At 69.3% G+C, this 18,407-nt stretch carries 17 protein-coding genes and 1 pseudogene; 9 read left to right on the top strand and 9 right to left on the bottom strand.

All coding sequences use genetic code 11. The features are described 5' to 3' along the window. Nucleotides 1–3 precede the first annotated feature (3 nt). The gene (locus O1Q96_RS15995; RefSeq protein ID WP_269248806.1) at nt 4–1,449 is read right to left on the bottom strand and encodes an aldehyde dehydrogenase family protein; all 1,446 of its coding nucleotides are present in this window, start codon (nt 1,447–1,449) and stop codon (nt 4–6) included. A 73-nt stretch (nt 1,450–1,522) separates the two neighbouring features. On the opposite strand from O1Q96_RS15995, the gene O1Q96_RS15990 reads away from it, so the two are divergent. Both O1Q96_RS15990 and O1Q96_RS15985 read left to right on the top strand, forming a co-directional pair. Continuing rightward, nucleotides 1,523–2,605 (top strand): NAD(P)-dependent alcohol dehydrogenase, encoded by a 1,083-nt coding sequence (locus tag O1Q96_RS15990; protein ID WP_269248805.1) that lies wholly within the window; start codon nt 1,523–1,525, stop codon nt 2,603–2,605. Between the two features lie 132 nt (nt 2,606–2,737). After that, on the top strand, nt 2,738–4,939 hold the full coding sequence (locus O1Q96_RS15985; RefSeq protein ID WP_269248804.1) for a cytochrome P450/oxidoreductase: 2,202 nt from the start codon (nt 2,738–2,740) through the stop codon (nt 4,937–4,939). A 148-nt stretch (nt 4,940–5,087) separates the two neighbouring features. Here the strand turns inward: O1Q96_RS15985 and O1Q96_RS15980 are convergent, their stop codons facing one another. Continuing rightward, complete coding sequence (locus O1Q96_RS15980; RefSeq protein WP_269248803.1) at nt 5,088–5,834, bottom strand: sulfite exporter TauE/SafE family protein; 747 nt, start codon at nt 5,832–5,834, stop codon at nt 5,088–5,090. A 142-nt stretch (nt 5,835–5,976) separates the two neighbouring features. On the opposite strand from O1Q96_RS15980, the gene O1Q96_RS15975 reads away from it, so the two are divergent. Beyond that, nucleotides 5,977–7,119, top strand: a complete 1,143-nt coding sequence (locus O1Q96_RS15975) for an acetamidase/formamidase family protein (protein WP_269248802.1) — start codon at nt 5,977–5,979, stop codon at nt 7,117–7,119. Nucleotides 7,120–7,170: 51 nt separating this feature from the next. On the opposite strand, the gene O1Q96_RS15970 is transcribed toward O1Q96_RS15975, so the two are convergent. Beyond that, nucleotides 7,171–7,791 carry a GOLPH3/VPS74 family protein gene (locus O1Q96_RS15970; RefSeq protein ID WP_269248801.1) on the bottom strand — a complete coding sequence of 207 codons (621 nt, stop codon included), beginning with the start codon at nt 7,789–7,791 and terminating at the stop codon, nt 7,171–7,173. Between the two features lie 378 nt (nt 7,792–8,169). Between O1Q96_RS15970 and O1Q96_RS15965 the strand changes: the two genes are divergently transcribed. The 3 genes and pseudogenes from O1Q96_RS15965 to O1Q96_RS15960 all read left to right on the top strand — a co-directional run bounded on the left by O1Q96_RS15965 (nt 8,170) and on the right by O1Q96_RS15960 (nt 9,462). Then, nucleotides 8,170–8,427 carry a hypothetical protein gene (locus tag O1Q96_RS15965; RefSeq protein WP_269248800.1) on the top strand — a complete coding sequence of 86 codons (258 nt, stop codon included), beginning with the start codon at nt 8,170–8,172 and terminating at the stop codon, nt 8,425–8,427. Beyond that, nucleotides 8,393–8,668 (top strand): annotated as a pseudogene (locus O1Q96_RS44220) (hypothetical protein); the annotation flags it as partial. The gene O1Q96_RS15965 and the pseudogene O1Q96_RS44220, both read left to right, overlap by 35 nt. A 113-nt stretch (nt 8,669–8,781) precedes the next feature. Next, nucleotides 8,782–9,462, top strand: coding sequence for a LysR substrate-binding domain-containing protein (locus O1Q96_RS15960; RefSeq protein WP_269248799.1), 681 nt, complete (start codon nt 8,782–8,784; stop codon nt 9,460–9,462). A 137-nt stretch (nt 9,463–9,599) separates the two neighbouring features. Here O1Q96_RS15960 and O1Q96_RS15955 read toward each other — a convergent pair whose 3' ends face one another. Beyond that, nucleotides 9,600–10,202 carry a TetR/AcrR family transcriptional regulator gene (locus tag O1Q96_RS15955; RefSeq protein ID WP_269248798.1) on the bottom strand — a complete coding sequence of 201 codons (603 nt, stop codon included), beginning with the start codon at nt 10,200–10,202 and terminating at the stop codon, nt 9,600–9,602. Nucleotides 10,203–10,371: 169 nt separating this feature from the next. On the opposite strand from O1Q96_RS15955, the gene O1Q96_RS15950 reads away from it, so the two are divergent. Beyond that, entirely contained in the window at nt 10,372–11,085 is a 714-nt protein-coding gene (locus O1Q96_RS15950; protein ID WP_269248797.1) for an SDR family oxidoreductase, read from the top strand. A 642-nt stretch (nt 11,086–11,727) separates the two neighbouring features. Here O1Q96_RS15950 and O1Q96_RS15945 read toward each other — a convergent pair. The 4 genes from O1Q96_RS15945 to O1Q96_RS15930 form a co-directional block, all read right to left on the bottom strand. Continuing rightward, nucleotides 11,728–12,558 carry an enoyl-CoA hydratase/isomerase family protein gene (locus O1Q96_RS15945; RefSeq protein ID WP_269248796.1) on the bottom strand — a complete coding sequence of 277 codons (831 nt, stop codon included), beginning with the start codon at nt 12,556–12,558 and terminating at the stop codon, nt 11,728–11,730. A gap of 123 nt (nt 12,559–12,681) precedes the next feature. Further along, the gene (locus O1Q96_RS15940) at nt 12,682–13,488 is read right to left on the bottom strand and encodes a strictosidine synthase (protein ID WP_269248795.1); all 807 of its coding nucleotides are present in this window, start codon (nt 13,486–13,488) and stop codon (nt 12,682–12,684) included. A gap of 33 nt (nt 13,489–13,521) precedes the next feature. Next, entirely contained in the window at nt 13,522–14,388 is an 867-nt protein-coding gene (locus O1Q96_RS15935) for an alpha/beta fold hydrolase (RefSeq protein ID WP_269248794.1), read from the bottom strand. Between the two features lie 102 nt (nt 14,389–14,490). Continuing rightward, nucleotides 14,491–15,513 carry an NADP-dependent oxidoreductase gene (locus O1Q96_RS15930; RefSeq protein WP_269248793.1) on the bottom strand — a complete coding sequence of 341 codons (1,023 nt, stop codon included), beginning with the start codon at nt 15,511–15,513 and terminating at the stop codon, nt 14,491–14,493. Between the two features lie 149 nt (nt 15,514–15,662). Between O1Q96_RS15930 and O1Q96_RS15925 the strand changes: the two genes are divergently transcribed. Beyond that, a complete protein-coding gene (locus tag O1Q96_RS15925) occupies nt 15,663–16,286 on the top strand; it encodes a TetR/AcrR family transcriptional regulator (RefSeq protein WP_269248792.1) in 624 nt (207 codons plus the stop codon). A gap of 146 nt (nt 16,287–16,432) precedes the next feature. On the opposite strand, the gene O1Q96_RS15920 is transcribed toward O1Q96_RS15925, so the two are convergent. Further along, nucleotides 16,433–17,104, bottom strand: a complete 672-nt coding sequence (locus O1Q96_RS15920; protein ID WP_269248791.1) for a TetR/AcrR family transcriptional regulator — start codon at nt 17,102–17,104, stop codon at nt 16,433–16,435. Nucleotides 17,105–17,172: 68 nt separating this feature from the next. Here O1Q96_RS15920 and O1Q96_RS15915 point away from each other — a divergent pair, with 68 nt between their 5' ends. Further along, on the top strand, nt 17,173–18,012 hold the full coding sequence (locus tag O1Q96_RS15915) for an alpha/beta fold hydrolase (protein ID WP_269248790.1): 840 nt from the start codon (nt 17,173–17,175) through the stop codon (nt 18,010–18,012). Nucleotides 18,013–18,407 lie beyond the last annotated feature (395 nt).

Below are 18,407 nucleotides of genomic sequence, written 5' to 3'. Positions count from 1 at the left end.
CTCTCAGCGGGCCAACAACCGGATGGCCACGCCCTTCTCCTGGGTGTACTCGCGCAGCGCCCCGTACCCGCCGCCCCGGCTGAAGCCGCTGTCCTTCTGCATGTTGAACGGAAAGCCGATCACTCCCGCGTCGTGGAACTGGTTGACCGCCACCTGCCCGGAGCGGACGTCCTTCGCCAGCCGCAGCGCCCGGGAGACGTCGTTGGTCCAGATGCAGGCCAGCAGGCCGAAGTCCGTCGCGTTCATCAGCTGGGTCGCCTCGGCCGTGTCACGGAAGGACTGGACGGCGAGAACCGGGCCGAAGACCTCCTCGCGGGCGACGCGCATGCCCGCGTCCACACCGTCGTACACGGTCGGCTGGACGAACCATCCGTCGCCGGTGGGCGCGCCACCGGTGACCAGCCGCGCGCCCTCGCGAGGGGCGTCCTGGAGGAAGCCGCTGACGCGGGCGAACTGCGCGGCGCTGACCAGCGGTCCCATGTCCAGGTCGGCGTCCCAGGGCCCCGTCTTGATCGCGGCCATGGCGGCGGCGACCCGCTCCACGACCTCGTCGTGCACCGAGGCCTCGACGAGCAGCCGGGAACCGGCGTAGCAGTTCTGCCCCGCGTTCTCGGTGATCGAGGCGACGACCGCTTCGATCGCCGTGTCGAGGTCGGCGTCGGCGAACAGCACGTTCGGCGACTTGCCGCCGAGTTCGAGCTTCACCGGGACGAGGTTCTGCGCGGCGGCCGTCATGATCGCCCGCCCGGTGGCGGTGGAGCCGACGAAGCTGATGTGGTCGACGCCCGGGTGCGAGGTCAGTGCGGCGCCCGCCTCGGGGCCGCCCGCGACGACGTTGAGCACCCCGGGCGGGAAGCCGGCGCGGCGGGCGAGTTCGACGAGTGCGAACGGGGTCAGCGGTGCGATCTCGGACGGCTTGAGGACGACCGTATTGCCCGCGGCGAGCGCCGGCGCGACGTTCGCGGCCATGAGCACGGCCGGCACGTTCCACGGGATGACGACGGCGCACACGCCGTACGGCTCGGGCACCGTGTAGCCCAGGTAGTCGGGGCTGCGTGTCGGCAGCGTGACCCCGGTGAGCTTGTCGGCCGCGCCCGCGAAGTAGTTGACGATGTCGTGGGCGATGTAGATGTTCGTCCGGCCCCCGGACAGCGGCTTGCCCACGTCCCTCGCCTCTACGGCGGCCAGCGCCTCGACGTCGGCGAGGATCAGGTCGGCCCAGCGCCGGATCAGCGTCCCGCGCTCGCTGGGGTTGGTCACAGCCCAGGCAGGGGAGGCGCGGCGCGCCGCGGCGACCGCGTCGTCGACATCGGCTCCGCCCGACAGTGCCACCTTGGTGATCACCTGCCGCGTGGCCGGATCGACGATGTCCAGGGTGCCGCCGTCACGGGCCGCGACCCACTCGCCGTCGATGAAGTGCTGGGAAGAAGGGAAGTCAACAGCAGCCATACGCGAACCTTGACCGACCTTGTCACGCATGTCAATATGCGATCTCGCTATGTGAGTCACTACAGGAGGCCTGGTGCGCGCCACCGCCGCTCTGCTGGAGCAAGCCGGACAGCCATTCGTCCTGACCGAGGTGGACCTGGAGGAGCCCCGTCCCGACGAGGTGCTCGTCCGCGTCGTCGGCGTTGGCATCTGCGGCACCGACCTCGAGTTCGCGACCTTCTTCCCCACGCCGGCGCTGCTCGGGCACGAGGGGTCGGGCATCGTCGAGAAGGTCGGCGCGCACGTCACCTCCGTACGCCCGGGCGACAGCGTCACCATGTCCTTCGCGTCGTGCGGCTCGTGCACGCTGTGCCGCACCGGCTCGCCCGCCTACTGCCGCGGCTTCGACGCCGTGAACTTCTCCGGCCGCCGCCCCGACGGCTCCACCGCCGTGACCCATGAGGGGCGGGAGGTCAACGCCCACTTCCTGGGCCAGTCGTCGTTCGCCAGCCACGTCGTCGCACCGGAGCGGGCGGTCGTGAAGATCGACCCCTCACTGGACTTGCGGCGGGCCGGACCCTTCGGCTGCGGATTCCAGACCGGCGCCGGCGGCGTGCTCAACGTGCTGCAGCCGCGCCCCGGCTCGTCGATCGCCGTCTTCGGGGCGGGGGCTGTCGGCGTGGCCGCCATCATCGCGGCCGCACTGAGCGGCTGCGCGATCGTCGCCGCCGTCGACATGAACCCGGCCAAGCTGGAGGCGGCCCGCGGCTTCGGCGCCACGCACACGGTCGACTCCTCGGCCGGACCGGCCGCCGAGCAGCTGGCCGCCCTCGTCCCCGAGGGATTCGACTTCGTCATCGACACCACCGGGCGCGAGGACGTCCTGCGCGTCGCGGTGGAGTCGCTCGGGCCGCTCGGCCGCGCCGGGGTCATCGGCATCGGGCCGAGCGAGTCGATGAGTTTCGAGTGGCGCAGCATCCTCAACGGGCGCAGCGTCACCGGCATCATCGCCGGGTCCAGCCTGCCGCAGGTGTTCCTGCCCCAGCTCCTCGACCTGAACGCCAAGGGCCGGTTTCCGGTCGAGAAGATGATCACCTACTTCCCGTTCGAGCAGATCAACGAGGCCGTCGCGGCGGTCCGGTCCGGCTCGGTCGGCAAAGCTGTGCTGACCTTCTGAGATGTCGCCCACCCTTCGTTGTCGCACACCGCGGCAGCGCCTTAGGGTGGCGACGCCGATGAGGCACCAGACATCCGGTGGCGCGGCCGGACAACACCGCGCAGAAGGCCGAGCACGTGGAGCGTGCCCACCATGTCCGCCGACATCGACTTCGATCACCACTCCGATGAGGCCAACGCCGATCCGGTCGCCTACTACGCGCGCTTTCGCGAGTCCTGCCCGGTAGGCCGGTCCGCCGCCTACGGCGGCTTCACCTACACGACGCGGTATGCCGACGTGGCCCGCATCGCCCGCGACGACGAGACGTTCTCCTCGGCCCGCAGCGACCACGGCGGCCAGGGGGTCGGCATCGTCATCCCCAAGGGACCGGGGCTCGATCAGTATCCGATCGAGCTCGACCCGCCGCGTTCGACCGAGTACCGGCAACTGATCAACCCGCTGCTGACCCCGGAGGCGGTCGAGCAACTGGTGCCCATGATCGAGCGCCATGCCGCCCGCGTCGTGGACGACTTCATCGAGCTCGGCTCCTGCGACTTCGTGCGCGACCTCACCAACCCGCTGCCGGCCGCGGTGACCTTGGACTGGCTCGGTTTCCCCGAGGAGGACTGGGCGAAGCTGGCCGGTCCGATCCACGACATCTTCGCCGCACCGGCCGACAGCGAGCGCGCCGTGCGCGGGGCCGCCGGACTGGCCTACATGGACCAGCGCATCCGCGAGCTGATCGCCGAGCGCCGGCTGGCGCCACGGGCCGACGCGGTCAGCGAGCTGGTGGCCGGCCGGCGCGGCGACGGCAGCGAGTTCGCCGAGGACGAGCTGGTGTCGGTGATCGGCCTGCTCATCGCCGGCGGCGTCGACACCACCACCTCCCTGACCGGATGGACGCTCGTCCACCTCGCCCGCAACCCCGAGCAGCGCCAGCGGCTGATCGACTCCCCCGATCTGCTGGACACCGCGACCGAGGAATTCCTGCGCGCGTTCGCCCCCTCGCAGTCGATGGCCCGTACGGTCACCCAGGACACCGAGGTCGGCGGCTGCCCGATGCGAGCGGGCGACCGGGTGCTGATCCCGTGGGTCGCCGCCAACCACGACCCCGCCGTGTTCCCCGACCCCGAGCAGGTGCGGCTGGACCGCGACGCCAGCCGGCATCTCAGCTTCGGCATCGGCTCCCACCGGTGCGCCGGCGCACACCTCGCCCGGGCCATGTTCCGCGCGATGATGACGCAGGTACTGACCCGGCTGCCCGACTACCGGGTGATCGAGGAGGGGCTCGTCGCCTACCCGACGCGCGGCAACCAGTCCGGCTGGGACGCGATCCCGGCGGTCTTCACACCCGGTCCCCGGGCGAGTGGCACGGCCGGCTCGGTCCGCGCGCTGACCACGCCGACCCCGCTGCGGGTGACCGCGGTCCGCGCGGCGGCGCAGGATGTCGTCGCCGTCGACCTCGGCCTGCCGGACGGCGGCGAACTCCCCACGTGGCGGCCCGGCGCGCACATCGAGGTGCGGCTGCCCTCGGGCAGGCTCCGTCAGTACTCCCTCTGCGGTGACCCCACCGACGCCACGACGTGGCGCATCGGCGTCCTGCGCGAGCCCGAGGGCCGGGGCGGATCGGCCGAACTGCACGAACTGGCCCGCCCGGGAGCCACCTTCGCGGTACGCGGGCCACGCAACCACTTCCCGCTAGTGCCGGCGCCTTCCTACCTGTTCCTCGCCGGCGGCATCGGCGTCACACCGATCCTCGCCATGGCCCGTGCGGCCGCCGGACGCGGCACACCCTTCTCCGTCGTGTACGGCGGACGCACCCGCTCGACGATGGCGTTCGCCGACGAGCTGTCCGCCGTCGTCGGCGACGCGCTCATCCTCCTCCCGCAGGACGAGGCCGGGCTGCCCGACCTTCCCCGGCTGCTGGGCGGGCTGGACGCGGACACCGCCGTCTATGCGTGCGGGCCGCCGCCGATGCTGGCGGCCGTCGAGCGCGAGTGCGCCCGCCTGGATCTCACCGACCGGCTGCATCTGGAGCGCTTCACGGCCGGCGACGGCCTCGAGACGGCGTTCGACGCCACGGAGAACCGGACCTTCGAGGTCCAGCTCGCGCGTACGGGAGCCACGCTCACCGTGCCGGCCGACCGCCGCCTCATCGAGGTCCTGCGCGACGCCGTGAGCGGCCTGTCCTACGACTGCGAGAAGGGGTACTGCGGTGCCTGCGAGACCCGTGTGCTCGCCGGGACGCCGGAGCACCGGGACTCCGTACTCAGCGACGAGGAACGTCTTGCCGGGCGCACGATGATGATCTGTGTCGGCCGGTGTCAGGGCGACCGACTGGTCCTGGACATCTGAGCCGTCCTCGCCGACGGACGGCGTTCGGGGACCGACGGCCCGGCACCAGCGGGCTGCCGCACGGGTCCGACAGCGGACACGACGTTCGCCGTCGGACCCGCGCCCGTGGCCGGGCCGGCGCGGCCCGGCCTTCCGTCTCCGGAAGCGGTCAGCCGAAGGCGCGGATGCCCAGCCAGACGCCGGCCAGTACGCCGAATCCGACCACGGCGGCACGCAGTACCGGCTCGCTCAGCCTCGTCGCCAGCCGGCCGCCGAGCACTCCGCCGACAAGGGACGCCGGCGCGACCACGAGCGCGATCATCCAGTGCACGGGGCCGAACAACGCGAAGACGACGAGCGACACGGTGGCCACGACCAGCTGCAACGTCCCCTTGAGTACGCTCACTTCGGCCAGCGGAGCGGACAGCGTCAGGCCGAGCAGAGCCATCAGGATGACTCCCAGCCCACCTCCGAAGTAACCGCCGTAGACCGCGCCGGCGAGCGTGCCGGCGTAGAGCCTGACGCGATGGTCACCTTCGTCGGCGCCGAGCAGTGCCCGCAACCGGGGCTGGAAGGCGAGGAGCGCACTGGCGCCGAGGACGAGGAACGGCACCGCGACCGAGAAGGTCCGCGACGGAGTGAGCAGCAGCAGCGCGCATCCGGCGGCGGCACCCACTGCGGACACGACCGCCAGTGACATGACGGAAGACGGGCGGGAAGACCCCCTCAGTGCCGCGACATTGCCCAGGTAGCCCGGCCAGAGCGCCACGGAGTTGGTGACGTTGGCGGCCACCGTACCCAGCCCGCCGGCGACCAGCGCGGGGAAGAGGAGCAGTGACCCGCCGCCGGCTATGGAGTTGACGAATCCACCGACAAGGCCGGCTCCGCCGATGAGAACAACGTCGCCGACATCCATCCAGGTCTCCTCTGCAGCACATATGCGAGATGCCATGTTGCCATACGAGACAGCTTTACGGCACAGACCCCCACCGGAAACACCGGGGCAACGCAACGTTCCTAACGTCGGGCCAGCCCTTCCACTCCCTGAAAGGTGGGCCATGACCGCGATCGACTCGCCCTTCCTCGACGTCGCCACCACCGGCTTCCCGATCCTCCAGCCCGGCCACGGAGCGATCGCGTCGACGACCTACGTCCCGGCCACGCCGGGGAACACCCTGTGGGGCCGCCTTCCGTGCGAGGCGGACCCCCCGTGCGCCGTCGTTCGACCGGGCTCCGTCGTCACGGTCGACACGATCAGCCACGAGGGAGTGCTCGAGGACCAGGGCCGCAACCCGGTCGAGTTCTTCGGCCGTTACGGCGTCGGCGGCAGCCAGGTGCTCGACGACGCCCAGCAGGTGGCGGACTCCGGAATGCCGCACGACTTCGACGACGACGGACCGCACCTCGTCACCGGGCCGATCGCCGTGGCCGGCGCCCGGCCCGGCGATCTGCTCGCGGTGACCGTCCTCAACCTCGCCCCACGGGTTCCGTACGGCATGGTCTCCGCCCGCCACGGCTTCGGCGCACTCCCCGGCGAGATGCCGTCGACGCCCGGTCCTGTCTTCACCTTCGCCACGGCACTCGCGGATCACCAGGGCGCGTGGGGCCGGATTGCGGTGGATCCGACGGACCCCGCCCGCGGCTCACTCCGCTTCCCGCTGCGGCCTTTCCTCGGCGTGATGGGCGTGGCGGTGCCCGGGGACGAGCGACCGCACTCGGTGCCGCCGGGGCGCCACGGGGGCAACATCGACATCTCCCTGCTCGGCGAGGGCGCCACGCTGTTCCTCCCGGTGCAGGTCGACGACGCGCTGGTCTACTTCGGGGACCCGCACTTCGCTCAGGGCGACGGCGAGGTCGCCCTGACCGCGTTCGAGGCATCGTTGCGCGCCACCGTCAAGCTCGAGGTGGTGCCGGGCGGCGCGGCTCTGCGGCCCGGCCACGGGCGCGTCGCACCGTTCGCCGAGACGGACGACTATCTGGTGCCCATCGGCCTGGACAAGGATCTCAACGAGGCGATGCGCGACTGCGTGCGCTGCGCGCTCGACCTGCTCGTGACCGACTACGGCATCGAACGCCATCTGGCGATGGCGTACCTCAGCGCGGCAGGCGACTTCGCGGTCTCCCAGGTCGTCGACGACGTGAAGGGCGTCCACGCGAGGATCCGCAAGTCAGACTTCCGCGAGGTCCGTCGACCGCACTGACCCGCGGAACCGATTCCCGCCGCGGAAACGCGATGCGGACCGGGCGGCGGGTCAGGTCCAGGAAGAGAGCGTTCCGAGCCACACAGAGTCGGCGACCGCGGTCAGGATCTGGGCACAGACCGGGTTCGTGGACCGCAGCATCGCCTCGTACTCGCTCCAGTCCCGGCCGCCCGACGCGACCCCACACGCACTCGCCAGTGCGGCCAGCGCGATCAAGCGATCAGAGGAATCAGCCGTAACACCAAGGGACCGGACCACGGCATCCCGCCTCCCTCCAACCAGGACGTCGTAGCGACGAGCCCACCAGGCCGGCAACGGCAACCGTCCCCGCGTGCGAACGAGGACACGCTCAGCGATCAAGCCAACCGCCAGCCGCTTGTGCGCCCCGATGCTCAAAGCCCTGACCCACTCCGACGCCGTACGCAGTCTGCGAGACGACCGGATCCGGACGAGCACCTCGCCGAGCGCCCGGTCACGCGGCTGCGCACCGTGGACGGCGACAACGCGTCCGTCCAGGACGTCGATGAAGCCACCCAGAGCGAGTTCCATCAGCATCGCGCCGCTCAGGCCGAAGCCGAGGCCGGTGCGATAGCCGGGAACACGACCTTGCTCGTCCAGGTACACAGCCAGCATGAAGTCTCCGCAAAGGCCGGAGGTGGTATCGGTCTTCATCCCGTTCTCCCCAATACGGCACTCCGGCTTCAGCTTCGGGGTCCTTCCGGACCGGGCTGGAGCCGAACCAGATCCCGAGGATTGTTCGCAGCACTATGACGGGCCCAGAGTCCTTACGTCAATGCAAGACATCGTCCTGGCATGCGGAACACAGCTCGCTTGTTCCGACCAGACTCCCAGATCGTCATTTCGGCGGTATGCCATAACACCGAGAGGCACATCGGCAGTGACTGCGACCGTTCAGCCGCATTGCGGCACGGACATCCACCGCTGCAGTGCCCACGATCACCGGTATCTCGGTGCACCCGAAATGTGCGGTGCCCACCCGCTTGCCCGTCCTGTGGGTCCGCCGCCGACTTCGAAGCGGTCGCTGCGGTCGTGGCCACCGTCGGCGCGTTCACCTTCCTCCTCACCGGTCAGGGCTTCCTGGACGACACCAGCGTCATGCTCAGCCTGTGCGATTACGGCGTCACCTGCACGATCACCTCAGAAGCTGTTGTCTTTCCGGACTTGAGGTCTGCGTTTCCGCTGGTCAGGTGTAGGGGCGGCGATCCCGTGGGAGTTGCGGCCTGTCGTGCTGCCGCTGCCCGGGAGGCCGTGGATGCCGTCGGTGGTTGGTCTGTTGGAACAGCGTGAGCTGGGTGCTCGCCGTCGTGTTGACGAGCTGCGAGAGGAAGCCGACCGTGTCCAGGCCGAGCCTGGTCGGTACTGTCGGCGGACTACCAGCGCATCCTTATGGCGCTCACAAACCGGGACCGGCTCCATCAGGGGGCCGTTGACCTGCCAGGAGTTGGCCGTGTTGTTCGGTCCGGACGTGGTGCCGGCACGGGTGGAGGCGTTGCGGTCGAAGGCGAAACGCCAGCGGCGCCTTCGCTGGTCGAACGCCGTGTCGCGGCGCTGGAGAAGAGCATCGGCCTGCGCCTCATCGAGCGCGGCCCGGACGGATGGACGCTGACGGAGATCGGAAGAGCCATCTCGGACAGCGCGCGCGTGATCGAGGAGGCCGTCGACCGTGTCGTCGACACCGTGGAGGGCCAGGACTCGCCGTCCCTGCACGGCACGGTGCGCGTCAGCGCGCCCGACGGCTTCGGCACCGCCTTCGCCACGCCCGCCCTCGTACGGGTGCGCCGCCACCATCCCCAGCTCCAGGTCGAACTCATCACCGCGACACGGCAGCTCGCCCTGCGCCCGTCCGGTTTCGATCTCGCCGTAGTCATCGGCGTTCCCTCCAGCAGCCGCCTGGTGACCGAGCACCTCACCGACTACACGCTGGGGCTCTACGCCTGCGACGACTACCTGGCCAAGTACGGCCGGCCGAAGTCGCTGGCGGAGCCGCGCGAGCACCCGCTCATCTTCTACATCGAGTCCGTGCTGCAGGTCGGCGACCTCGACATCGAGCGCCACCTTCCCGGCATGGCCCCCGCCTTCTCCTCGACGAACGTCTTCGCGCAACTCGAAGCCACCCGGCAGGGAGCCGGCATTGGCGTCCTTCCGGCCTTCCTGGCCCAGCGGACGCAACTGCGCCGGCTGCTCCCCGACGAGATCGACATCCGGCTCCCCGTCACCCTGGCCGTCCGCCGGGAGGCGGTGACACACGCCGCCGTGCGCACCCTGTGGGCCGCGCTACTGCAAGAGGTCGCCGAACGGGCCGATGAACTGCTTCCGGAGTGAACGCCGGCGAGATGCAGGTGCGGTGGAATCCCGCCGATGGAACCACAGCCGCCGCCTGGTCGCGGCGATCAGGATCAGAGCCATGGCGTAGCCGAGAACCATCCTGATGATCGCCTGGGACGGAGACCGGCCGCGCTTCAGCGAGGCAGCAGGACCTCAACCTGCCCCCGGATGTCCTGCACGATCTCCTCGACACTCAAGGCGATGTTCACGCTCACCGCCATGCTGAGGAACATCACGGCGGACACGATGTGTGCCAGCGTCGCGGCGTCGCCCTCCGCGACCCGCTCGTCTCGGCGGAGCACGGCGGCGACGGCCTCCTCGGTCTGCGCGACGATGGCGAGTGCCGCACCGTGCCGGGGCTCCTCGGGGTCGCCGAAGACCATCTCTCGCAGGTAGGTGCGTCCGTTGTCGATCTGGATGCGGTTGCACTCGACGATCGGCCGGACGATCGCCAGCACCGCGTCCAGCACGCCTGGGACGGTCTCGGCGTCCGCAAGGCCCTGCTCAAGTGCTTCGGCGTACTTGGCGTTCTGGACAAGGAGGAGGAGTTCGCCCTTGGTCTTGGCGTAAAGGAACAGGGTCCCGGTGCCGATGTCGGCCTTGTCGGCGATCTGCTGGGTTGTGACCTCATCGACGCCGTGTTCGGCGAACAACTCAGTCGCGGCAGCGACGATGCGGTCGAATTTCTCCTGCTTGTTCCGCTCGCGCCGTCCGACCGGCCGGGGGGCGACAGACATGGCGATGTCCTCCAGGGATACACTTCTGACCTTAGTCACTTATGATTACACTCAGTACCGCGTGGGCTCGAATATGGCTACGCTCATTCTCCCATGACAGGGCGAGCAGTCATTGCTCCATCCGGGCAGAGCCACGCACTTCACATCCCCCTGGAACGAAGGAACACCCATGCCCTCCCTCGATGGAGCAGTCGTCCTCGTCACCGGCGCCAATGGCGGTATCGGCACCCACTTCGTCCACGACGCCCTGGATCGCGGCGCCGCCAAGGTCTACGCCACCGCCCGTTCCCCCCGCGCCTGGGACGACGAACGCATCGTCCCCCTGGCCCTTGACGTCACCGACCGCGCGTCGATCGACGCGGCCGTCGCCGCCGCGGCGGACGTCACCGTGCTCGTCAACAACGCGGGCGCCACCCCGCCGAGCGCGAGCCTGCTGGACGTCACCGAGGCGGACATCCGGGCGAACATGGAGACGAACTTCTTCGGACCGGTCTTCCTTGCCCGCGCCTTCGCACCGATCCTCGCCGCCAAGCAGGGGTCGATCCTCATCGACGTGCACTCCGTTGCCAGTTGGTACGCCTTCGGCGGCGCCTACAGCGCGTCCAAGGCCGCACTGTGGTCGGCCACCAACTCGCTGCGCATCGAGCTCGCACCCATGGGCGTCCACGTGACGGGCGTGCACATGGGTTACGTCGACACCGACATGGCCGCGCACGCCGAGGGACCCAAGATGCTGCCGACGCAGCTGGTGACGACGGTCTACGACGCGGTCGAGGCCGGCGAGTACGAGGTCTTGGCCGACCAGTTGACCCAGGGGGTCAAGGCGGCTCTGAGCGGCCCGGTCGAGGCGCTCTACCCGGACCTGCGCGGCACGAACGCCTGAACTTGTCCTTCGGTCCCGGTGTGATCTCCTGACGTCGGGACCGCGTGATCCATGGGGTTCGAACGGTTTGCCGGTATCGCGAAGGCGTTCACCGCCGTATCGGCAGTCGGCCCAAGCAGCAGTCCGATCGATCAGCAGCCCGGCACCATCGTGAGGACAGACCATCGCGGCTGTCGGGCCACGGGCGCAGGCGGTGCCAGGTGCCGCGAGTTCACCCCGGTCGGTGTCGGTGAAACTCGGACAGGCCATGCCCGGCGAGCGCTTCGTCGAGCATCGTCCGGTGCAGTTCGCCCGGCGACCGCCAAGGACACTTCCCCGACACCATCCGCAGCCCTGTCGGCGTACAGGCCGCGCCACTGGGTGGTGAGCCCTGGTCAGTCGGCCTGTGCCCCGACGCGGGGCGCCGACGCGCTCGAATTCGCCGGCCCTGCCGGGGCGCCGGTCGACCACGGTACGGAAGACGTCGAACACCGCACCGCGTCCGCAGCAGCCCCGATCCGTCGGTCGTCCTTGATGGTGACCGGGCTTCGCGCCATCGTTCCCCTCCCCCATCGGGCAGGCGCACGACGACCCAGATGGGACTCGCGACAAACGAGCACGGCCGCGGCATCTGCTGCGTACGTGCTCGCTTCCTGCCGCGTGTCAGCGTTGCTGGTTGGCGACGCCGATGTAGTGCCCGAGACGGTATTCGAAGTCGATGCCGGCCTGTTCGGCGAGGGCCTGCGTGCCTGCGGCCCGGGCGAGGAAACCGGGGAGGGTGAGGGAGTGGGCGAACTCGCCGTACGCGGCGACCAGGTCCGCGTCCGGGGGCAGGGATGCCCGGTTGACCTGGGCTTTGGCCGAGGCGAGTGAGGTGCGGTCGAAGGAGGCGAGCCGGGCGGCGACGGTGCCGACGAAGGCGTCGAGTTCACTGTCGGGGAGGGCGCGGGTGACCCAGCCCCAGCGCTCGGCGGTGTCGGCGTCGTAATCGTCGCTGGTAAGAATGGCTTCCAGGGCGCGGTCGCGTCCGATGGCCCGGGGGAGGCGTTCGGCGCCGCCACCGCCGGGCAGCAGTCCGCTGCCGACCTCGGGCTGTCCGAAGATCGCCTTCTCACGACTGGCGTAGCGCAGATCGAGGGCGAGGGCGAGCTCGTTCCCGCCGCCGCGGGTGCGTCCCCGGATGGCCGCGATGGTGATGTAGGGCGCTCTGGAGAGTTCCAGGACCAGATTCGTCCATGCCGGCGCCGCTTCCGGGTCCTCGGGGGCGGGGAAGTCGGCGGCGGCAGCCAGGTCGAAGTGGTTGTAGAAGAAGTCGGGGGTCGCGCTGTCGAACAGCACGACCTGGATGTCCGGGTCGGTGGCCAGTTCTTCGACGATCTCGATGAGGCGCAGGACGGTCTCGCCGGTGATGAGGTTGACGGGCGGGTTGGCGAAGGTGATCTTCGCGATCTGCGGTGAGGTGCGCTCGTAGTGGATGGTGCTGTGCTCGCTCATGGCTGGCTCCGGATGTGTGAGGGGTGACAGATGGCGACGGGGGCGTGAGGAGGGCCAGGAAGCCGGGGCGGATGGATTTGCCGAGCAGATCCGGTGGTCCCGCTTCCCGTCTGTGCGCGCCGCTCACTCCTCGTAGTGCGGGAGGATGTCGCCGTTCTTGACGTAGGTGAGGGCGGCGGTGACGTCGTAGGCGTGGATCGCGGAGACCTGCGGTGCCAGACGGTTGGACAGGTCCTGGACCAGGTTGCCGGTGAAGAAGGCGTCCCGTGCTGCGGTGTCGGCGAACCCGAGGCTGACCGAGGCGTGGAAGTGCTGGTCGTGGGGGTTGTCGTGGGCGACGTCCGGGGTGTCCCAGAGTTTTTCGATCCAGGGCAGGAACGTCTGCGTGCGCAGTTCCGTCAGCGCTCCGGTGCCGGCGAGCGCGGGGGCGAGCTGCTCGTTGACGAACTTCCGGAAGGCGCCGGAGCCGACCCCGTCTCTGCGGCGAAGGTAGATCAGCGCGCGGGCACCGACCGGCTGTCCGGGTCCTGCGACGTCGTACCAGCGGGATGAGTTCGGCGGGCCGGCGTAGAGCAGGGTGCGGCGGAACACGTTGATCTCGTCGGCGTAGGCCAGCTTCGTCTGCTTGCGCCCTTTCAGGGGTGCAAGCGCCGATTGGAAGGTGACTTCCGCGACGCCGTCGATCTTCCGGTCGGCGGGAATCGCGGTCTGGACCCCGTCGGTGGCCGGCCACAGGCCCGTGTTGTGCTCGGCGAGGTGGATCTGCCGGTACTCCTCCAGGCCCGGGGTGGCGGAGATGATCCCTGAGTGCGGGCCCTTCCAGTGGTCCATGCCCCTCTGGCGGGGCTGGTCGGTGCGCACCCACAGCAGGATCGAGGAGGTGAGGGGCTTCTTCACTTCCAGGGGTGCGACGGCCGGTGACGTACTCATGGTGCTGCCCTTCTCTTCCTGGTCAGGCGGTGGTCACGGGGCGAGGAACTCGACCGCCACGGGGGCGAACCGGTCGTGGAACTGGAAGATGCCGCCGTGCCCGGAGTCGGGGTAGATGATCAGCTCACTGCCCTTGATGCGCTGGTGCAGGTCCTCCGACAGGACCGAGGGCACCATGCGGTCGTTGTCGCCGTTGGCGATCAGGGTGGGCTGCGTGAGCGTCGACAGGTCGTCGGGGGCGGAGCGCCCCCACTTCTTGATCGCCTTCAGCTGTGTCTGGAACGCCTTGGTCTTGATGTCCACGTCGCGGTCGACGGTGCGCTCCTTGAGCCGGTTGACGAACGCGCGCGCGGCGGGCTTGCCGGTGGCGTTGCGGTTGAAGAACAGGAACTCCTTGGGGTCCGAGCGGGTCAACGTGGCGCGCAGGATGTCCCAGTAGGTGACTCTGGCGACCTTGTCCATGTCCTTGCCGCCCTTGGGCCCGGTGCCGGTGAGGACAAGCTTGCGGACGAGCTCGGGGTGCTTGACCACCAGGGCCTGGGCGACCATGCCGCCGAGGGAGAAGGAGAAGACGTCGATCTTGTCGTATCCGAGCGCCCTGATGAAGGTGTAGGCGTCGTCGGCCATCGCCTCGACACTGTCCGGCACCTGGCCGGTGGACGCCCCGACCCCGCGGTTGTCGAAGGCGATGACGTGACGGCCCTGCGCGATGGGATCGACGATGCGGGGGTCCCAGTTGTCCAGGGTGGCGGCGAGGTGGACGAAGAAGACGACGGGGATACCGCCCTTCGGGCCCAGCTCCCGGTAGGCGTAGGTGACGCCACCGGCGCTGACGGTGCGGGCCGGGGCCTTCGCGTAGGAGGTGACGACGGCTTCGTTCGGGGTGCCGGTGCTGCTCATGACGGATTCTCCTCGTGTGTTCTGTGCCGCTGTGTGTTCTGTGTCGCCCGTCGCGGTTGCGCCGGGTGAGCCGGGTGAGCTGGGTCAGCTGGGTCAGCTGGGTCAGCTGGGTCGGCTGGGTCGGCTGGGTCGGCTGTTTGCGATGACGGCCTTGCCGCGGATGCCGCCCTGGGACAGGGACTGCAGTGCCTGCGGGGTCTGGTCGAAGCGGACCACCTTTCCCACGACCGGGCGCACCACGCCCTGGTCGATGAGGGTGGTGATCTGGCGGAGCTGGTCGCCGCTGGCGCGCATGAACAGGAACTCGTACGTCACGCCGAGCTTCTTGGCCTGCCTGCGGATCTTGCCGCTCAGGCCTGCGACCGCCAGGCGCATCAGCGGGTTCAGGCCGGCCTCGCGGGCGAACGCGGGGTCCGGCGGACCGGCGATCCCGATGGCCTTGCCGCCGGGCCTGAGCACCCGCAGGGACTTCTCCAGAGTCTCCCCGCCGATGCTGTCCAGCACCAGGTCGTAGCCGCTCAGGAGCTGCTCGAAGTCCTGGGTGCGGTAGTCGATCACCGTGTCCGCGCCGAGCGCGCGCACGAAGTCCGCGTTGGAACCGCTGGCGGTCGTGGCGACGCTCGCACCGAGGTGCGCGGCGAGCTGGATCGCGATCGAACCGACCCCGCCGGCCCCGGCGTGGATGAGGACCTTCTGCCCGGGCCGTACCTTCCCGCGCTCCACCAGCGCCTGCCACGCCGTGAGCGCCGCCAGCGGCAGTGAGCCCGCCTCTTCCATGCTGATGGAAGCAGGCTTGAGCGCCAGGTCGCCCTCCGCTACGGCGATGCGTTCGGCGAACGTGCCGATGCGGTCCTGGTGGGGCCGGGCGTAGACCTCGTCTCCGGGCTTGAAGCCGCGAACTGCCGTCCCGGCGCTGATGACGGTGCCCGCGACGTCGTTGCCCAGGATCAGCGGCAGCTTGTAGGGCAGGATCTGCTTGAACTCACCGGCGCGGATCTTCTCATCCAGCGGGTTCAGTCCGGCGGCCTCCACCCGGACGAGCACGTCGTGCTCCCCCACGGTGGGTTCGGGGACGTCCGCCTCCTGCAGCGGCTCCTTGTACTTGGTGACGACGAACGCTCGCATGGGGCGCCACTCCTAGAATTTGTCTTATTTATTCACGTTTGCGATTGGACCGGCCAACCCGGTGTGGCATCCGGGGTCTCGCCCCGCCCGACCAACCCGAGTACACTCAACTATGAGTCCACTCAGAAATATTGTCAAGGGAGGTCCCCATGGGAAGCGGTCACATGCCGATCGGGCGCCGCGAGCGGGCCAAACAGGCCAAGCGCGAGCGCATCATGACCGCAGCCCGCGAGCTGTTCGTCGAACACGGCGTCGACAAGGTCACGACGCAGCAGGTTGCCCGCCGGGCCGATGTCGCGATCGGGACGCTCTACCTGTACGCGTCCACCAAGGCCGAGTTGCTGATCATGGTGCAGAACGAGAAGTTCGCCGCCGCCGTCGATTCCGGCCTCGCCGCCGCGAACACCGCCGTCGGACAGGGCGCGCTGGAGCGGGTCATCGCTCTCATCCGTCCCGTAGTGGAGTGCGTGAGGGAGCACATCGAGAACGGCCGCACATACCTGCACGAACTCGTCTTCGGCGACCCGGCCGAGCCCTACCGGCAAGCGGGCCTGGCCCTTGCCGGCCGTCTCGAGGACAGCGTCACCGGCCTGCTCACGCGCGACGAGCACATCGGTGCCGCCGACGCGGCAACGCTGGCGCGGGTGATCACCGCGATCATCCACATCAGCACCACCGCCACCGTGTACCTGCACCGCAGCGACGATGCCGTCCTCGCCGACATCCGCGCCCAGATCCACGCCACCCTGGCGCCCCACCACCGCGCCGCATGACCGCTCGCTCCACGCGCCACCCATCAAACCCCGGAAAGGGGGCACATCATGAGCACGCACTACGGCGTCGTCGCCCTCGGCGCCGGAACAGCGGGTACGTCACCGCGATCCGCGCCGCGCAACTCGGCAAGACCACTCGGCTGCGGTCAGGCTTCCGAGCCCATCGCCTCCGACCCGTCGACGTTGCCGTGTGTCAGTGACGCAAGAATCCCCGCGCGGCAGACATCGAGGATTTCGTCCGCCAGCGGAGAACCGTCAGGGCATGCCCGCGACAACATGATCGCGCCGACCGAATGGGCGAGCATGCCGATCACCATGGTGCGGGCCGCGCGCTGGTCCGCATCCCCCGGTGTATCACTTTGGGACTGAAGGGCCGTCAGCAGGTTCTCGATCCCGGCTGCGAACTCTGTTTTGATGTCCGCCGGCTGGCGTGCGGCGTCGCCGCTGAGGGCCGCGATGGTGCAGCCGTCACCGCGCCCGTCGCGATGCTCCCGCGAGACGTAGCGCTCGACGAACTCGGCGGGGTCCAGACCTTCCGTCCGTGCCGCGGTCTGTGAGAGTCCGCTTGCGGACGCTTCGGCCATCAGGTCAGCCTTGGAGCGGAAGTGCTTGTAGAACCCGCCATGGGTGAACCCGGCGGCTGCCATCAGTTCTGCCACGCCGACACCGTCATATCCGCGCTCACGGAACAGCCTGGCGGCTGTCGCGACGATGTGAGCCCTGCTCTTCTCTGCCTGTGCCTTGGGGACCCGCATGTCCAGCCGTCCCTTCCTCGGTCGACGCTCGACGGTCAAGCATACATAGATGTCGATCGACATCTAAGGGGTTGACTTTTTAGATTATGACCGTCATCGTATTGATCACCCGCTACAGAAAGGCCCAGGCCATGAGTGACACACATGTGACCGCACCGACTCAGTACATCGAGGTCGACGGCGACCGGTTCGCCTACCGCCGCTGGGGCAAGCCCTCCGGAGTCCCGATCTTCCTGGTCCAGCACTTCCGCGGGGGAATGGACAACTGGGACCCGCTGCTCACCGACGGCCTGGCCGAAGGCCGTGAGGTCATCCTGTTCAACGGCCGCGGCATCGCCTCGTCATCGGGCACGCCACGTAACCGGATGGAGGACATGGCCGACGACATCGCCGCGGTCATCCGCGCACTGGGGCTGGAGCAGGTCGACCTGCTCGGCTTCTCGCTCGGCGGTTTCCAGGCGCAGGAGGTCACGCTGCGCCACCCCCAGCTGGTACGCAAGCTCCTCCTGCTCGGCACCGGCCTCCGCGGCGGGGACCCGACAAGTGACCCCCAGGTGCCCCAGTACGCCCTGAACCCGGTCCCCACCCTGGAGGACTTCCTCTTCCTGTTCTTCGGCCGCTCGGAAGCCGCGAAGCAAGCGGGCAAGGCCTTCTGGGAGCGCCGCCACCAGCGGGCCGACCAGGACCCGCCGACCTCGCCCGAAGTCGCACAGGCGCAGTTCGAAGCGACCATCGCCTACGGGGAACCGCTGCCGGGCGAGAACCCCTACGCCCACCTGAACGCGATCACCCAGCCGACGCTGGTCCTCAACGGCGAGAACGACGTGATGATCGCCTCGATCAACTCCTGGCACCTCGCCCAGAACATCCCCAACGCACAACTGCTGATCTACCCCGACGCCGGGCATGGAGCACAGTTCCAGAACCCCGAGCGCTTCCTGAAGCACGCCATTCAGTTCCTCGACGAGTAGCACCCGTGCAGTCGCTGATGCCTGGTGTGCGATGACGGCCCAGCCCAAGGGGTCCCAGGACTGCGACAAGCGCGCCTTCTCATCCAAGAAGTCATCTGCGCCTCCACCGTCGCAGACACAGGACAGTCCAGCGGTCGGATCGCCGCCGATCCCGTCGGCCTGACCAGTTGCCCGGCAAGCCGACAGGCCTGCCGGTACGGCCGACCGAGGCGGGCAAGCCCGCGCGATGCAGGCCGGGCGCAGTGGCGCCCGGCTGTCGCGCCCACACCCACCGCCACGCGACCGCCCCGAAGCCAAGCCTGGACGCGGCGGCAGAATCCCCGGATCGCCGGCGCGGACGCCGCCCACAGGCGCGTCGCACGCACTCGCCCCACCGGCTCCCGGGCGGTCCGGCC

Source organism: Streptomyces aurantiacus (genome assembly GCF_027107535.1).
Classification (GTDB): Bacteria; Actinomycetota; Actinomycetes; order Streptomycetales; family Streptomycetaceae; genus Streptomyces.
This window is presented reverse-complemented; position numbering and strand designations above follow the sequence as displayed.

Excerpts from the sequence above, each read along its gene's own strand:
- O1Q96_RS15995 (WP_269248806.1), bottom strand. The coding sequence starts at position 1,449 with ATGGCTGCTGTTGACTTCCCTTCTTCCCAGCACTTCATCGACGGCGAG.
- O1Q96_RS15970 (WP_269248801.1), bottom strand. The coding sequence starts at position 7,791 with ATGAAGACCGATACCACCTCCGGCCTTTGCGGAGACTTCATGCTGGCT.
- O1Q96_RS15935 (WP_269248794.1), bottom strand. The coding sequence starts at position 14,388 with ATGAGCAGCACCGGCACCCCGAACGAAGCCGTCGTCACCTCCTACGCG.
- O1Q96_RS15925 (WP_269248792.1), top strand. The coding sequence starts at position 15,663 with ATGGGAAGCGGTCACATGCCGATCGGGCGCCGCGAGCGGGCCAAACAG.
- O1Q96_RS15920 (WP_269248791.1), bottom strand. The coding sequence starts at position 17,104 with ATGTCGATCGACATCTATGTATGCTTGACCGTCGAGCGTCGACCGAGG.
- O1Q96_RS15985 (WP_269248804.1), top strand. The coding sequence starts at position 2,738 with ATGTCCGCCGACATCGACTTCGATCACCACTCCGATGAGGCCAACGCC.
- O1Q96_RS15955 (WP_269248798.1), bottom strand. The coding sequence starts at position 10,202 with ATGTCTGTCGCCCCCCGGCCGGTCGGACGGCGCGAGCGGAACAAGCAG.
- O1Q96_RS15940 (WP_269248795.1), bottom strand. The coding sequence starts at position 13,488 with ATGAGTACGTCACCGGCCGTCGCACCCCTGGAAGTGAAGAAGCCCCTC.
- O1Q96_RS15930 (WP_269248793.1), bottom strand. The coding sequence starts at position 15,513 with ATGCGAGCGTTCGTCGTCACCAAGTACAAGGAGCCGCTGCAGGAGGCG.
- O1Q96_RS15975 (WP_269248802.1), top strand. The coding sequence starts at position 5,977 with ATGACCGCGATCGACTCGCCCTTCCTCGACGTCGCCACCACCGGCTTC.
- O1Q96_RS15915 (WP_269248790.1), top strand. The coding sequence starts at position 17,173 with ATGAGTGACACACATGTGACCGCACCGACTCAGTACATCGAGGTCGAC.
- O1Q96_RS15950 (WP_269248797.1), top strand. The coding sequence starts at position 10,372 with ATGCCCTCCCTCGATGGAGCAGTCGTCCTCGTCACCGGCGCCAATGGC.
- O1Q96_RS15980 (WP_269248803.1), bottom strand. The coding sequence starts at position 5,834 with ATGGATGTCGGCGACGTTGTTCTCATCGGCGGAGCCGGCCTTGTCGGT.
- O1Q96_RS15945 (WP_269248796.1), bottom strand. The coding sequence starts at position 12,558 with ATGAGCGAGCACAGCACCATCCACTACGAGCGCACCTCACCGCAGATC.